Genomic DNA, 14865 nt, shown 5'->3' with positions numbered 1-14865 from the left:
CGAACCCGTCCAGACCGCTCCGGTTCGCCGGCTCACCTGGCATCGGCCCGCGTCGACTCGCGCAGCCCGTCGCGGCCCGCCTGCGTCGGCGGCGTCCACCCGCCGCCCAACGCACGCACGAGACTCACCGTCGCGACGGCGAGCGCCTGCCGGCTGTGAATCAGCTGGCGTCGCGCATTCAGCGCGTCGCGATCGGCATCGATGACTTCGAGGTAGCTGACGTAACCGTGTGCGTAGCGGCTTAGCGACAGTCGCGCGGCCGCGTCCGTCGCGCGCGCTGCACTGTCGTAGCGCAGGATCCGTTCGTTTTGCGCGGCGATGTCGTTGAGCGCATCCTGCACGTCGCGCAACGCGGCGATCGCGGTCGCGCGGTAGTTCGCATCGGCGACGTCCATCCCGGCCCGTGCGGCGGCCACGGCGGCATCGCGCTTGCCGCCGTCGAACAGGGTCAGCGCCACGTTTGCGCCGAGACTCCACAGCGAGCTGTTGCGGTCGAGAAACGTGCGCAGGTCGCGCGTTGCGAAGCCGCCGTCGGCCGTCAGCGTGAGGCTCGGCAACCAGGCGGTGCGCGCGATGCCGAGTTCGAGCGACGCCGCATCGGCGCGCCGAGCCGCCGCGAACACGTCCGGACGTTGCGCGAGCAGCGTTGACGGCAGTCCGGCCGGCACGTCCGGCACGCGTACGGGCACGGCGCGCGTGCCGAGGTCGAACGCAGTCGGCGATACACCGGTCAACACCGCAATCGCATCGACGAGGTTCTCGCGCAGCCGCCGGCTCTCCGCGAGATCGGCATGCGCGGTGTCGAGATCCGCCGATGCACGCAGCGCGTCGAGGTCGCTCGCCGCACCGGCCCGCACGCGGGCGGCGATCACGTCGAGCGCGGTGCGCCGCAACCCGATCGCGCGCGCGAGCGTCGCCAGATCGTCGTCGACGAAACGCAGCGTCAGGTAATCGGCGGCGACCTCGCTCGCGATCCGCAGACGGACCGCATCGCGATCGGCCGCGGCCTGCAGCACGTTCTGCGCGCCGACGTCCGCATCGCCGCGCAAGCGGCCCCATAGATCGACTTCGTAGCTCGCGGTGACGGGAACCGACCAGTTGTGCATCGTGCGCTTCGGCAGCGCATTGTCGACCGTGCCGGACACGCGCGAGCGGCTGAACGACGGATCGATGCGCACGACCGGCGCGAGCGCCGCGTCGCGCATGCCGAGCAGCGCCTGCGCCTGCGCGACGCGCGCGGCTGCCGCACGGATATCGAAGTTGCGCGCGAGCGCGGCGTCGACGAGGATGCCGAGCTGCGGGTCGCCGAACCACGCGGGCCATGCGTGCAGCGACGGCGCACGTTCGTCGGTGGACGGCGCGGCATGGCGGAACCGGTCGTTGCCGACCGGCATCGGCGCGAGCGGCTGCGGCGCGATCGAGCACGCGGCCAGCGTGGCGGCGGCGAGCAGCGCGAGGGCGCGCTTCATCGCGAATCGCCGCCGCGTTGCAGCGTGACGACGACCGACAGCCCGGGCCGGATACGCGGTTCCGACGCGGCCGGCCCGTCGAGCAGAATCTTCACCGGCACGCGCTGCGTGACTTTGGTGAAATTGCCGGTGGCGTTGTCGGGCGGCAGCAGCGCGAATTGTGCGCCCGTCGCCGGCGACAGGCTGTCGATGCGGCCGGTGAATGCCTGCTGCGGCAACGCATCGAAGTGCAATTGCACGGTGTCGCCCGCGCGCACGTGGCGAAGTTGCGTCTCGCGGAAATTCGCGACGATCCATGGATGCGGCTCCACCAGCGTGAGCAGCGCCTGGCCGGGCGCGACGTGCTCGCCGGTTTCGACGGTCTTCTTGCCGACGTAGCCGTCCGATGGCGCAACGACCGTCGTGTAGCCGAGCTGCAGCACCGCGTCGTGCAGCTCCGCATCGTTCTGGTTCGACGTGGCGTCCGCCGCCTGCGCGGCCGCGAGCGCGCTGCGCCGTTGCGCGTCGGCCGCGGCGACGCGCGCGCGGGCGGACTTGCGCGCGGCGTCGGCCGCATCGAACTCCTGCTTCGACAGGCCGCGCGGCGTCTCGCGGGTCAGCTCTCTCGCGCGCGCATAGTCGAGTTCGGCCTTGTCCGCATCGGCGTGCGCCGACACGAGCGTCGCGTCGGCCTGCTCGATCAACGCGCGCGCGCGGCTTGCATCGGCGTGCGCCTGCGCGACGCGCGCGCGCTGCGCGGCGACGCGCACGTCGAAATCGCGCCGATCGATCTGCACGAGCGCGTCGCCGGCATGCACGAACTGGTTGTCGTCGACGAGCACGCGCTCGACGGTGCCGGCCACGCGCGGCGAGATCACGTGCAGGTGCCCGGTCACGTATGCATCGTCGGTGCCGCGATCGCGTGCGTCGAACTCGTACACGAGCAGCGCGACGAGCAGCAGCGCGAGCATCGCGATTGCCGCAATCAGCGGCCGGCGCGAACGTGCGGGCGTCGCGGGCGGCGCTTGCGAGGCAGCCGGCGTATCGGAAGAAGACGTGGTCATGTCCGGTGAACTCCATCGTACGGGCAGGATTCGACGCGCCGCGTTATGCTTGCGCGAACTCGACAGGGGAGCGCCGCTCGACGATGAACACCACCTTCGCCACCGGTAGTGCCGCGCCGGCGCCGGCCGTCGGCCCCGCGTCGGATATTCCGACGTTCCGCTCGATCGCTGCGATCGCAGCCGTGCTGCTCGGCGCGGTCATCGCGACGCTGACGTCGCGGATCACGTCGCTCGGGCTGGCCGACGTGCGCGGCGCGCTCGGCATCGGCGTCGACGAAGGCGCGTGGATCAACACCGCATTTACCGCATCGCAGATGTTCGTCGGGCCGCTCGCGATCGCCGCGGCGTTCGTGTTCGGCACACGCCGCGTGCTCGTCGCGGGCGCCGTCGTGTTTCTCTGCGCCGAAAGCATGCTGCCGCTGTGCACGCAATTCGGCGCGTTCATCGTGTTGCAGGCGATCGCGGGGCTTGCATCCGGCGTGTTCGTGCCGTTGACGGTCGGCTTCGTCGTTCGCACGCTGCCGCCGCGGCTCATTCCGTTCGGCATCGCCGCATATGCAATGAATCTCGAGATGTCGCTGAACCTGTCGGCCACGCTTGAAGGGTGGTACAGCGAACACTTGAGCTGGCGCTGGCTGTTCTGGCAGAACGCAGTGCTGACCGTCCCGTTCATCGCATGCCTGATGCTGTCGCTCGCCGACGAGCCGATCAAGCGCCTCGCGTCCGGCATCGACGCACGCGGCATGCTGCTCGGCGCGGGCGGCTTCGCGTGCCTGTGCATCGCATTCGACCAGGGCGAGCGGCTGTTCTGGTTGCAGTCGCCGCTGATCGTCGTGCTGCTCGCGGCCGGCGTCCTGATGATTGCCGCGTTCCTGATTCACGAGCTCGCGTCGCCGCGTGCGGGCCTCGATCTCGGCTATCTCGTGCGGCCGAACATCGCGCTCCTGATCGTGCTCGTCGGTCTTGTGCGCTTCACGGTGCTCAACACGAGCTTCATCCCGTCGTTGTTTCTCGCCAGCACGTACGGCCTTCGGCCGCTGCAGATCGGTGACACGCTGCGCTGGATCGCAATACCGCAGCTGCTGTTCGCGCCGTGCGTCGCGCTGCTGCTGCAGCGCTTCGATCCGCGCCGGTTGATCGTGGCCGGCTTCGTGATGGTGGCGATCGCGTTCGCGCTGGGATCGCATCTGACCTCCGCATGGGCCGAACCCGACTTCATTCCGTCGCAACTGCTGCAGGCGCTCGGCCAGACGATGGCGCTGACGTCCGTGATCTTCTTCTTCGGCAAGCACGTCACGGCCGAACATGCGCTGACGTTCGGCGCCGTCGTGCAGACGACGCGCTTGCTGAGCGGGCAGCTCGGCACGACGGCGATCGCGGTGGTTCAGCGGATCAGGGAGGGTACCCATTCGAATCTCGTCGGTCTGCATGTGTCGTTGTCGGATCCCGAAACGCTCGAGCGGCTGCGTGCCGGCGCGGCGTCGCTGGTCGCGCATGGCGCCACGCTGGCGACCGGTGACCAGGCCGCTTACGCGCTCGTCGACCGTGCGGTGCGCGTGCAGGCGACCACGCTCGCGCTGGCCGACAACTTCCGCGTCGCGATGGCGTTCGCGATCGCCGGCGCACTGATCGGCGTCATGCTGCGGCCGGTGCGCCCGTCGTGAGCATACCCCGGCGCAGCTGAAATTTTCTGAAAAATCCTGAAGCGCACGCCTGCCGCGGCGGCATGTTCGCCGCGGCGGCAGACGGCGCGCTTACGCCTGCAGGAACGCGAGCAGCTCGGCGTTGATGCGATCGGCGTTCACCACGCACATCCCGTGCGAGCCGCCTTCGATCACCTTCAGCACCGCGTGCTTGACGATCTTCGACGACAGCCGTGCCGAATCGTCGATCGGCACGATCTGGTCGTCGTCGCCGTGCAGCACGAGCGTCGGCACGTCGATCTTCTTCAGATCGTCCGTGTAATCGACTTCGGAAAACTCCTTCACGCACAGATACTGCCCGTGGATGCCGCCCATCATCCCCTGCGACCAGAACGCGTCGATCGTACCCTGCGACGGCTTCGCGTTCGGCCGGTTGAAACCGAAGAACGGCACCGCGAGATCCTTGTAGAACTGCGAACGGTTCTCGGCAACGTTCTTGCGGATGCCGTCGAACACGTCCATCGGCAGGCCGCCGGGATTGGTCGGCGACTTCACCATCTGCGGCGGCACCGCGCCGATCAGCACGGCCTTCGACACGCGCTTCGTGCCGTGGCGGCCGATGTAGCGCGCGACTTCGCCGCCGCCGGTCGAGTGGCCGACGAGGGTCGCGTCGCGCACGTCGAGTGCGTCGAGCAGCGCGGCGAGATCGTCCGCGTACGTGTTCATGTCGTTGCCGTGCGACGGCTGGCTCGAACGGCCGTGGCCGCGGCGGTCGTGCGCGATCACGCGATAGCCGTGCTGCACGAGGAACAGCATCTGCGCGTCCCATGCATCCGCGCACAGCGGCCAGCCGTGCGAGAACACGACCGGGCGGCCGCTACCCCAGTCCTTGAAGTAGATCTGCGTGCCGTCTTTCGTGGTGATCGTGTTCATCGTGTGGGCTCCTGGGTGGGCTGAAGAGGCGCTGCGCGAAGGCGTGCCGGCCGCGGCGGCCATCGCGGGCAGGGCGGCTGCCGCGACGGCCGTCGCACCCGCGAGCAACATGTCGCGGCGGCGGGCCGACGACACGGCGTCGGTGGGTTCGGAATGCATCTGGACTCCTGAAATGGGCGGCGCAACACGGCCGCGCGGGATGATGGATCGGTGGCGACCGGCTGCGGCCATCCCGCCGGCAGCCGGTCCGCTTGCGCCGTCGCGCGCGGTCGTGCGGCGCGGACGAGCGAATGCCGTCGGGAGCGTATCGCGGCGCGGTACGCGTCGTACTGAAATCCGGCTGAATTTTCTTGAACGCGGTCGCGCCGTACGCGCGCGCTTGCCGCGCTGCAGAAAAATTCAGCACGCGACGGGGACGCTTCAGCGAACGGCGGCTATCGTCAGCATCGGGTCACTCGCAAAACGGTTCGCGCGACGCGTACTGCGTACTGATCCGACGACCCGCACCGCCCGTCACTTGCCTGGATATGCCGCCATGGATGCCTTCAATCGTTGGGAGCACATGATCACGTCGCTCGGGCCGTCGCCCGCCGCGAGCCTCCGGATGATGCCGATGCCGCGCGAGCGCGCGGCCGACGGCCCGCGCCGCGCGCATCCGGACGATGCGCCGACGCCATCGAGCGGCGACGCGCGCCGACGCAGCGCGATCGTCGCCGTGGAGCGACAGACCGATTCGTCGATGCTGGTGTCGTGGAGCGATGCGACGCGTTGCCGCTACGACGAGCAGCGCTGGATCAACGCGAAGGCGCGCGGCCCGGGACGCTGCGCGCTCACCGGGCAGCGGATCCGCGCCGGCGACTCGATTTACAAGCCGCAGTGGCGCGGCGCGAAGCGTCCGGCCAACTGCCGCGAAATGATCCTCGCGGACGCGCTGCAGCGGTTCGCCGGCCGCCAGTCCGCCGTGTGAGGTATCGCGCGGCACGCCCGACGATGATGAAGCGCCCGCAACCGGGGCGGCGCGTGCGAAATCGATGCTGTCGAACGAGCCGGCGATTCATTCACCGATTCTTCCGAATCGGAAAATGGCGTCGAGCATTACACGTGGCACGGCGTTTCACCCTATTCGTCCGATATATCAAATGCGCATTCAGATGCGAATGCACCATTTATGTATGGCATCGTGAATGCGTGCCGTTTTTCAGTGCATAAGCCAGGTGGCTGCCTGCGCCGCGCTGCACCGTTTTTCGTCATTTCAAAAAATTCGAGCGTTTCATTCTGATAATTTGAATCATTCGACCATGCAAATACCGTAGCATTGAGCGAAACCGGCGCGTCGATTCGACGGTGCGCCGTTGAATGTCATCAACTAGAAATTCCCATGATCCGGATTGGAACACTTCACGTTTTTCTCGACAGACGTGAAATTCGTTCGAACGGCAAGCTGCTGCGCATCGGCAGCCGCGCATTCGAAATTCTCGAGCTGTTGATTCGGGCGAACGGTGCGCTGGTATCGAAAGACGAAATCATGCAGCGCGTGTGGCCGCACACCGTGGTGGAAGAGAACAACCTGCAGGTGCATATCGCTTCGCTGCGCAAGGCGTTGGCCGGCGATCGCAATCTGATCGTGACGGTGCCGGGGCGTGGCTATCGGCTCGTGGCCGGCCAACACCAAGACGACGTGCCCGTGCGTCCCGCGATGTCGCGGCCTGCCGTTGCGCCGGGTGCGCTGTTCGGCCGCGAACAGACGGTCGACGACGTGCTCGCCGCGTTGCAGAGCGCGCGCGTCGTGACGCTGGTCGGCGCGGGCGGCATCGGCAAGACGCGCGTCGCGATCGAAGCGGCCGCTCGCGCGGACGCGCGCTTTCCGGAGGGCACGGTGTTCGTGTCGCTTGCGACGGTCGCGTGCCCGCGCTTCGTTCCGGACGCATTGGCCGGCGCGTTCGGGATCGCGCAGCCGACGGGCTCGCTGACGCTCGAAGCGGTGCTCGCGAGTGTCGCGCGGCGCCGGATGCTGCTCGTGCTCGACAATTGCGAACACCTGCTCGACGCCGCCGCGCAAATCGCGAGCGCGCTCACGGATGCGGACGACGGGCTGTGCGTGCTCGCGACGAGCCGCGAATCGCTGCGCATCCACGGCGAGCGCGTGTGTCCGGTGCCGCCGCTCGACGTGCCGGACGACGGCGCCGCAGATTGCGATGCGATGAGCGCGAGCGCCGTGCAACTGTTCGCCGCGCGCGCTCGCGCGGCCGATCCGCGCTTTCCGCTCGATGCGCGCAGCCTGTCGTTGATGGCGTCGGTGTGCCGCCGCCTCGACGGCCTGCCGCTCGCGATCGAACTGGCGGCGGCCCGTGCCGCCGTGCTCGGCATCGACGTGCTGGCCGCCCATCTCGACGATCACTTCAGGCTGCTGACCGGCGGCTTTCGCACCGCGCTTCCGCGCCATCAGACGCTGCAGGCGATGTACGACTGGAGCTACCGGTTGCTCGGCGATGCCGAGCGTTTGCTGTTGCGCTGGCTCGGCGTGTTCCGCGACGGTTTCTCGGTCGAGGCCGTACGCGAAGTCGTCGGCACGAACGGCCTGGCGGGCGCCGAGCTGCTCGACACGATCGCGGGCCTCGTCGCGAAGTCGCTGGTGATTCTCGAGACCGCGCAAGGCGCACCGCGCTACCGGCTGCTGACCACCACGCGCGCGTACGCGCGGCAGCAACTCGACGCGCACGGCGAGAGCGCGGCGGCCGCACGTGCGCACGCAAACTATTTCCTCACGTTGTTCCGGCGCGCGCCCCGCGGTCGTCGCAAACCCGGCAGCGAGCCCGGTGGCGCAACGCGGCTCGACGCGGTCCGGTGCGAACTCGGCAACCTGCGCGCCGCCCTCGATTGGGCATTCTCGCCGCACGGCGACGCGGCGCTCGGCATTGCGCTCGCGGCCGTCGCGGTGCCGTGCCTGTTCGACCTGTCGCTCGTCGACGAATGCCGCGAACGCGCACGCGTGGCGCTCGATGCGATGCGCGATGCGGAGGCCGACGCGCACGCACCGGCGGCGTCGACCGATGCGCGCGTGCGACTGCTCGCCGCGTATGCTGCTGCGCTCGCGCACACGACCGGGCCGACGCAGGCCGCGCACGACGCATGGTCGGAAGTGCACGCGCTCGGATTCGATGCGGCCGAAGCGGAGCTGCCCGCGGGCGACACCTGACGGCGGACGGCCGCCATGCATTTCGGGCTTCAGAACGTTTCAGCGCGGATACAGGACACGCGCGCGCGGCGCGCGTAGATTTCGGGAACGGATGGTGCCGGCACGCGTGCGTGCGCGCTGGTGCACCAGCCGACATCGCGCGCCCTGCTGAATGCCGGCGCGGCACGACGCCCGGCGCGCGCGTCACCGCGCATCCCGCTCAACCGACGAACTGCCGCATGAATCCTGCCCGTTCCGACCTTTCCAGCCACGCGACCGACCTCGGCCTGCTGTTCCTGCGTGTTGCCGCCAGCGTGCTGCTGATCGTGGTTCACGGCCTGCCGAAGATCCTCCATTACACGTCCGAAGCCGCCGCGATCGAGGATCCGTTTCATCTCGGCCGCACGCTGTCGATCCTCTTCGCGATCTTCGCGGAAGTCGTGTGCCCGGTCTTCATGATCGTCGGCCTGTACCCGAGGCTCGCCGCACTCCCGGTGATGATCGTCACGCTCGTTGCGCTGGTGTTCGTCCATCCCGACTGGTCGTTGCGCGACGCACAGTTCGCGTGGATGCTGCTGATCCTGTTCGGCACCGTCGCGATCGCCGGCGCGGGCCGCTATGCGCTGCCGAGCATCGTTCGCCGGCGCGGATAGTGCGTCGGCGGCGCGCACGATTCCGTCCCCGTAGCGACGGCCCGGCCGTCACGCCGCCTTCGCTTTCGTGCCGATATGTCGACACTTCCAGACCCGGCACGCTGCGGTGCGCCGATCGTGCTGGCCGATTTCGTCACATGCGCGTGCCGGGGCGCGGCTGCTCGATGGCGCGGTCGGTATGGCACGGCGGGGCAGGGTGTGCACCCGTGCCGGCTCGCTGTTGCGTGTCGGCGTCGTATCGCTACGGCAAGGCACGCACGAGCCCAAGTCCCAAGCGGCTTGAACGATCTGCAAGGTGCATGCCGACCGGGCTCCGTAGTCGCCCATACGGCGCGCGCGGGCCGGCACGCTTCGGAGATTCGCGGGTGAGGGTTTTGCGGCGCGCACGCGGGTGTGCGCGCGGAGCGTTCAGGCGGGCTTCGTGAAGCAATCGACGAGATCGGGGCGGTCGAGCTGCTCGACCCACCAGTGGAGTGCGCGGCCGGCCTCGTCGCTGCGCCATGCGAGATAGCAGTGCGTGGTATCGCGCATGCCGGTCACGCGGCGAGCGACGAGCTTGCCGTCGGCGATCGCGCGTGCGGCAATGCATTCCGGCAGCGTGCCGACCGCTAGCCCTTCGCATTGCGCGTCCAGCTTGGCCGCAAGCGTCGGCACCGCGAGATACGGCTGGCCCGCATCGATCGCGACCGACTGCGGCTGCAGCTCGCGCGACGTGTCGCTGATCACCGCGCCGCGATACTGGACGACCGACGTCCTCGAAAGCGGCTCGGGTAGCGCTGCGAGCGGATGGCTCGGCGCGACCGCGAAGATGTGCTTCAGCGAGCCGATCGGTCGCGCGATGATGTTCGGCAGTTCCGGCGGCTCGCCTGCGGCACCGACGACGAGATCCGCACGGCGCGAGATCAGCGCATCCCACGTGCCGCCGAGCACTTCGGTCGACAGCCGCAGCCGCGTGCCCATCTCGAGTGCATAGAAGCGGTGTACGAACGGCCACAACGCATCGAACGGCAGAATCTCGTCGATACAGATGCGTACCTCGGTTTCCCAGCCTTCCTGCGCGCGCTGCGCCTTCACCTCGAGTTGTTCGGCCGCGCGCAGCAAGCGCCGGCCCTCCTCGACGACGATGCGGCCGGCATGCGTGAGCTTCGCGCGCCGTCCGCTGCGATCGAACAGCATCACGCCGAGATCGCTTTCCAGTTTTTGAACGAGATAGGTGAGTGCGGACGGCACGCGGTGCAGCAGTTCCGCGGCTTCGGCGAACGTTCCGGTCCGGTCGATCGCATCCAGCGCTTCGAGCGCTTCGAATGACAGCTTCATCGCGAGTTCAGATAGAGGGCGGCTCGCGCATCATATCAGTGCGCGCGAAGCAAGGGGGCGCGTCATCGCGATTTGCTAGACTCGCGAGCGTCGTCACTTGCCGCGCCGCCTCAACGTCACCATGACCGCCCGTCAGTCAGACACGCCATCCTCGGATTTCATCCCGGCCGACGTCAGGCAGACCGTCGTCGCGCAGGCATTGCCAAAGGGGCAAATCGGCATCGTCCGCCTGAAGACGCTGCGCAGGAACATGGGGCTGACCGCGCCGTACGAGCTCGAGAACTCTGACCTCATCGTGTTGCAGCTGCGACCGTTCGGCGAGCAGGACCTGTGGCTTGACGGCCGTCGCGCACCGTTCGTGCCGTACAGCGCTGGCACCGTCACGATCCACGATCTGGACCGGAACTGGGTGGCCGATCTGAAGGGGACGTTCGATTGCCTCCATTTCCATCTGCCGCGGCACACGCTCGAGGAAACGGCCGATGAGCTTGGCGGCGGGCGACGGCCTCAGTTGTATCTGCCGCCTCATCTGAGTACCCACGACTCGGTCATCCACGCGCTCGGACAGTCGTTGCTGCCTGCACTCGCCCGCCCGGACCGGGCGTCGCAGATGTTCATCGACCATGTCGGGCTCGCGTTCCAGGCGCACGTCGCGCAGCGGTACGGCGGCATCGGCGAGCGGCGGCGACCGGAGCCGGGCAAGCTCACGCCGTCGCAGGCGCGTCGCGCGAAGGAACTGCTGCTCGAACATCTCGACGGGAACATCGGGCTGGCCGACGTCGCGAGTGCGTGCGGGCTCTCTCGCGGCTATTTCGTGAAGGCGTTTCATCAGACGACCGGGCTGCCGCCGCATCGCTGGCTGATCGTGCAGCGCGTCGAACGCGCGAAGGAATGGATGCGCAATCCGGAGCTGCCGTTGAGCATGATCGCGCTCGCGTGCGGCTTCGCCGATCAGAGTCATTTCTCGCGCACGTTCACGCGCGTGACCGGCGTCAATCCGCGCCGCTGGCGCGCGGACAACACCTGACCGCGTGGGCGGATCCCGGCGCACGCTTGCCGTTGTAATGACCGCGCGGCGTTTCGCCGATATCATTCACGCGCGCGCAAACGAGGCAATCGATCCACGCGCACGGCATTCGCACGCGACAGATCCGCAAGACCGCCGAACCCGGCAATGAAGCAAGACCGGGCGCGCGGCCCGAACGCAGCACGACCGAGAATATCGAAACGATGGAGATGACGACAGGTTCGGTGCGGCGCGCAATCGCGCTCGCGGCCGGGGGAGCGTTGTGCGCGGCGGCCGCCGGCGGCGCGCATGCGCAGACGCAGGCCGCAAATGCGACGTCGGCGCCGCCGGCAGACGCGGCGACGCTGCTGCCGAAGATCGACGTGACGGGCCATGCGAGCGGTGCGTCGGTCGGCCTCGTCGGATTGCGCAGTGCGGCCGCGACGAAGACCGACACGCCGATCGCCGAAATCCCGCAGACGACCAACATCGTGACCGCGCAGCAGATCGAGATGACCGGGGCGACCGATCTGAACCAGGCGTTGCGTTACGTGCCGGGCTTCGCGACGTTCGGGGCCGACAGCCGCACCGACTGGTATGCGGCGTTGCGCGGCTTCACGCCGACGCTGTATGTCGACGGCGTGCCGGCGCCGAATGCGGCCGTCATCGCGAACTGGCGCGTCGATCCGTACACGATCGACTCGATTGCGGTACTGCGCGGCCCGACGTCGGTGCTGTACGGCGCGGGCGAGCCGGGAGCGATCGTCGATGCGCATACGAAGCTCGCGAACGGCGAGCGTGTTCGCGAAGCCGGGGTGCAGATCGGCAATTACGCGCGCAAGGAGACGCTGCTCGACATCGGCGATGCGCTCGATCCGGGCGGCAAGTATGCGTACCGCTTCGTCGGCGTCGCGCGCGACGGCAACGCATGGACCGGCCCGAACGCCGATCGGCGTGTCGCGCTCGCGCCGTCGTTCCGGTGGCGGCCGACGTCCGACACGTCGCTGACGGTGGCTGCGTCGTTCCTGCAGGATCACGGCGACATCTCGTCGAACTACCTGCCGGCGTCGGGCACGGTGTTGCCGAATCGGAACGGACGTCTGTCGCAGGACATCTACATGGGCGACCCGGCGTTCAACGACTACCTGAAGAAGCAGTGGTCGCTCGGCTATGCGCTCGACCAGCGCGTGAATTCGATCTGGACGCTGCACCAGGACGTGCGCTGGTCGCACCTGTCGCTCGACGACGCGACGGTGTTCGGCAACGGGTTCGCACCCGGCAGCACGACGAACATGCAGCGCACCGCCGGGCTGTTCCAGCTGAACTACAGCCGGCTCGACATCGACAATCGCGCGCAGGCCCGCTTCGCCACCGGTCCTGTCGAACACACGTTGCTGTTCGGCCTGCAGTTCGACCGGCAGACGACGACCAACAGCGTGTGGCTCGCACTCGCGCCGTCGCTGAACCTGTATCGCCCGGTCTATCGACCGGTGACGACCGCGATCTTTTCGGGGGCGACGTCGCTCGGGCACGTCGATCAGTACACGGCGATGAATACGTTCGGCGTGTACGCGCAGGATCAGGTCCGTTGGAAGCGCTGGACGCTGACGCTCGGCGGCCGCGAGGATCGCGTGAACGCGCGCTACGACGACCGCGCCGCCGGCACCGGCACGCGTCAGGATGTCGACGCGTTCTCCGGCCGCATCGGGCTCACTTATCAGGGCGATGGGGGGGTATCGCCGTACGTGAGCTACTCGACGTCGTTCGATCCGGTGATCGGCGTGCGCATGTACGGCGGCGGCCTGCCGCAGCCGACTCGCGGCAAGCAGATCGAGGCCGGGCTGCGCTGGCAGCCGCCGGGCCGCAACCTGATGCTGACCGCGGCCGTGTACCGGATCGATCAAACCAACGTCGTGACGCCGGCGCCGTCGAATCTCGACCCGACCGGCACGTCGTCGGTGCAGACCGGCAAGGTGCGCTCGCGCGGCATCGAACTGAGCGCGGTCGGGAACATGACGCGCGAACTGTCGGTCGTTGCGTCGTACGTCTATCAGGACGTCAAGAACGTACAGGCGAACGATGCGTCGCTGAACAACTGGCCGGTGGCCGTGCCGCTGCCGCGGCAGATGGCGTCGCTATGGACGGACTGGACCTGGCACACCGGTGCGCTGTCGGGCGCCGGAATCGGAGTGGGCGTGCGTTACCAGAGCGCACTGGCCGGCGCGCCGGACAACGGGCTAACCGTGCCGAGCGTCACGCTGTACGATCTGGCGATGCACTACGACGTGCGTCACTGGCGGTTCGCGCTGAACGTCGCGAACGTGTTCGACCGGCGCTATGTCAGCGGCTGCACGTCGTACACGGTATGCGTGTTCGGCAACGAGCGGACCGTGCTCGCGAGCGCGAAATACAACTGGTAGGCCAAGCCGCGCGTTCCCGCCGCGCATGACTACGCATCGCGCGGCGGTTTGCCGGCGGCCGGGCGCGGGGCGGCCTGCCGCTCGCGCCGCCATTCGGTCGGCGTGACGCCGAAGCGTTCGCGGAACGCGGTGGCGAAATTCGCGGCCGTGGAAAAGCCGATTTCCTTTGCGATGCTTGCCATGCTGAGCGACGTCGAATCCAGCAGATCCTGCGCGATTCGCAGGCGCTCGTGTCGCAAGTACTCGAACACCGTTTGCCCGAGGTTGTCACGAAACGCGCGCGACAGCCGCTTCTCGTGCGTGCCGACCGCGCGCGCCAGCTGCTCGACCGTCGGCGGATCGCTCAGCGAACGCGACAGATGGCGCAGCGCCGCGCGCACGATGATGTCGTCGGCGTTGCCGGCCGCAAACGGCGTGCGTCTGTGTTCGGCAACCGCCGGCGGCGGACATCTCCCGCGCAACTGCACGCGAATGCGCGCGACGACCTCGGCCGGCTCGAACGGCTTCACGATATAGTCGACGCCGCCGATATCGAGCCCGTCGACGCGCTCGTGCAGTTCGCCGGCTACTGTCAGGAAAATCACCGGAATCGCATTCGTCAGCGGATCGGCGGCCAGCCTCCGGCACGCGGTGAATCCGTCCATGCGCGGCATGCGCACGTCCATCAGGATCAGGTCGGGCACGAGCGCCTGCGCGCGCTCGCACGCCTGCACACCGTCGAACGCGACGCTGATCCGGCAGCCCGTCGTGCGCAGGATATCGGCCAACAGGCGCAGCGGGTCGGGCTGATCGTCGACGATCAGGATATGGGCGTCGGTCAACGCGGAGCTCGGAGGAGACATCGTGCACCTGTTCGAGAAAGGCTGCGGGAAGCGTTCCAATGCGAACGCGATTCCGGTTCGGTAACGGCGTCGGAAACCGCGCTACGACTTCGCGAAAGCGCATGGCGCGCTCGCGTCGACAAGCGGACGTCGCCGGCCTGTGCAGCAGGCAGGTGCGGCGCAATACCCGGTGCTTGTCGTTCCGATCGCCGGCCGATACGGACGCGAATGAATGCCGCGGGCGGAATCGATGCGAGCGGAATTGTAGGGCGATATTTCGAATCACGCCATATCACGATCCGCCATTCCTGCAGTTTATATTTTTACGGTCGGTGTGAATTTTTCGGCCGTTCCGCGCCGAATGCCGGGTCGTGCTGGCCTATTT

General features: G+C 68.1%; 11 protein-coding genes. 6 read left to right on the top strand and 5 right to left on the bottom strand.

Going from position 1 to position 14865, the window contains the following annotated elements; translation table 11 throughout:
- Positions 1–32: 32 nt before the first annotated feature.
- Complete coding sequence (locus tag KDW55_RS10345) at positions 33–1469, bottom strand: efflux transporter outer membrane subunit (protein ID WP_069242419.1); 1437 nt, start codon at positions 1467–1469, stop codon at positions 33–35.
- Complete coding sequence (locus KDW55_RS10340; protein WP_038572054.1) at positions 1466–2512, bottom strand: HlyD family secretion protein; 1047 nt, start codon at positions 2510–2512, stop codon at positions 1466–1468. Before KDW55_RS10340 ends, KDW55_RS10345 begins: the two co-directional genes overlap by 4 nt.
- A gap of 83 nt (positions 2513–2595) precedes the next feature.
- Between KDW55_RS10340 and KDW55_RS10335 the strand changes: the two genes are divergently transcribed.
- The gene (locus KDW55_RS10335; RefSeq protein ID WP_212149008.1) at positions 2596–4176 is read left to right on the top strand and encodes an MFS transporter; all 1581 of its coding nucleotides are present in this window, start codon (positions 2596–2598) and stop codon (positions 4174–4176) included.
- 90 nt (positions 4177–4266) lie between these two features.
- Here KDW55_RS10335 and KDW55_RS10330 read toward each other — a convergent pair whose 3' ends face one another.
- Positions 4267–5247, bottom strand: a complete 981-nt coding sequence (locus tag KDW55_RS10330; RefSeq protein ID WP_038570039.1) for an alpha/beta hydrolase — start codon at positions 5245–5247, stop codon at positions 4267–4269.
- A gap of 376 nt (positions 5248–5623) precedes the next feature.
- On the opposite strand from KDW55_RS10330, the gene KDW55_RS10325 reads away from it, so the two are divergent.
- The 3 genes from KDW55_RS10325 (at position 5624) to KDW55_RS10315 (ending at position 8916) form a co-directional block, all read left to right on the top strand.
- Entirely contained in the window at positions 5624–6055 is a 432-nt protein-coding gene (locus tag KDW55_RS10325; protein ID WP_038570056.1) for a DUF3331 domain-containing protein, read from the top strand.
- A 411-nt stretch (positions 6056–6466) separates the two neighbouring features.
- Positions 6467–8284 (top strand): winged helix-turn-helix domain-containing protein, encoded by a 1818-nt coding sequence (locus KDW55_RS10320; protein ID WP_212149010.1) that lies wholly within the window; start codon positions 6467–6469, stop codon positions 8282–8284.
- A 218-nt stretch (positions 8285–8502) separates the two neighbouring features.
- Entirely contained in the window at positions 8503–8916 is a 414-nt protein-coding gene (locus KDW55_RS10315) for a DoxX family protein (RefSeq protein WP_212149011.1), read from the top strand.
- Between the two features lie 408 nt (positions 8917–9324).
- Here the strand turns inward: KDW55_RS10315 and KDW55_RS10310 are convergent, their stop codons facing one another.
- Positions 9325–10233, bottom strand: coding sequence for a LysR family transcriptional regulator (locus tag KDW55_RS10310; RefSeq protein WP_069242051.1), 909 nt, complete (start codon positions 10231–10233; stop codon positions 9325–9327).
- A gap of 121 nt (positions 10234–10354) precedes the next feature.
- Here KDW55_RS10310 and KDW55_RS10305 point away from each other — a divergent pair, with 121 nt between their 5' ends.
- Positions 10355–11260 (top strand): AraC family transcriptional regulator, encoded by a 906-nt coding sequence (locus KDW55_RS10305; RefSeq protein WP_069242421.1) that lies wholly within the window; start codon positions 10355–10357, stop codon positions 11258–11260.
- A gap of 203 nt (positions 11261–11463) precedes the next feature.
- On the top strand, positions 11464–13659 hold the full coding sequence (locus KDW55_RS10300) for a TonB-dependent siderophore receptor (protein ID WP_212197942.1): 2196 nt from the start codon (positions 11464–11466) through the stop codon (positions 13657–13659).
- A 29-nt stretch (positions 13660–13688) separates the two neighbouring features.
- Here KDW55_RS10300 and KDW55_RS10295 read toward each other — a convergent pair whose 3' ends face one another.
- Positions 13689–14501, bottom strand: coding sequence for a response regulator (locus tag KDW55_RS10295; protein WP_212197941.1), 813 nt, complete (start codon positions 14499–14501; stop codon positions 13689–13691).
- Between the last annotated feature and the right edge of the window lie 364 nt (positions 14502–14865).

The sequence above is a fragment of the Burkholderia sp. AU19243 genome (assembly GCF_018148075.1).
Classification (GTDB): domain Bacteria; phylum Pseudomonadota; class Gammaproteobacteria; order Burkholderiales; family Burkholderiaceae; genus Burkholderia; species Burkholderia latens_A.
Note: the sequence above shows the minus strand (reverse complement) of the source record. Positions and strands in the feature narration are given on the sequence as shown.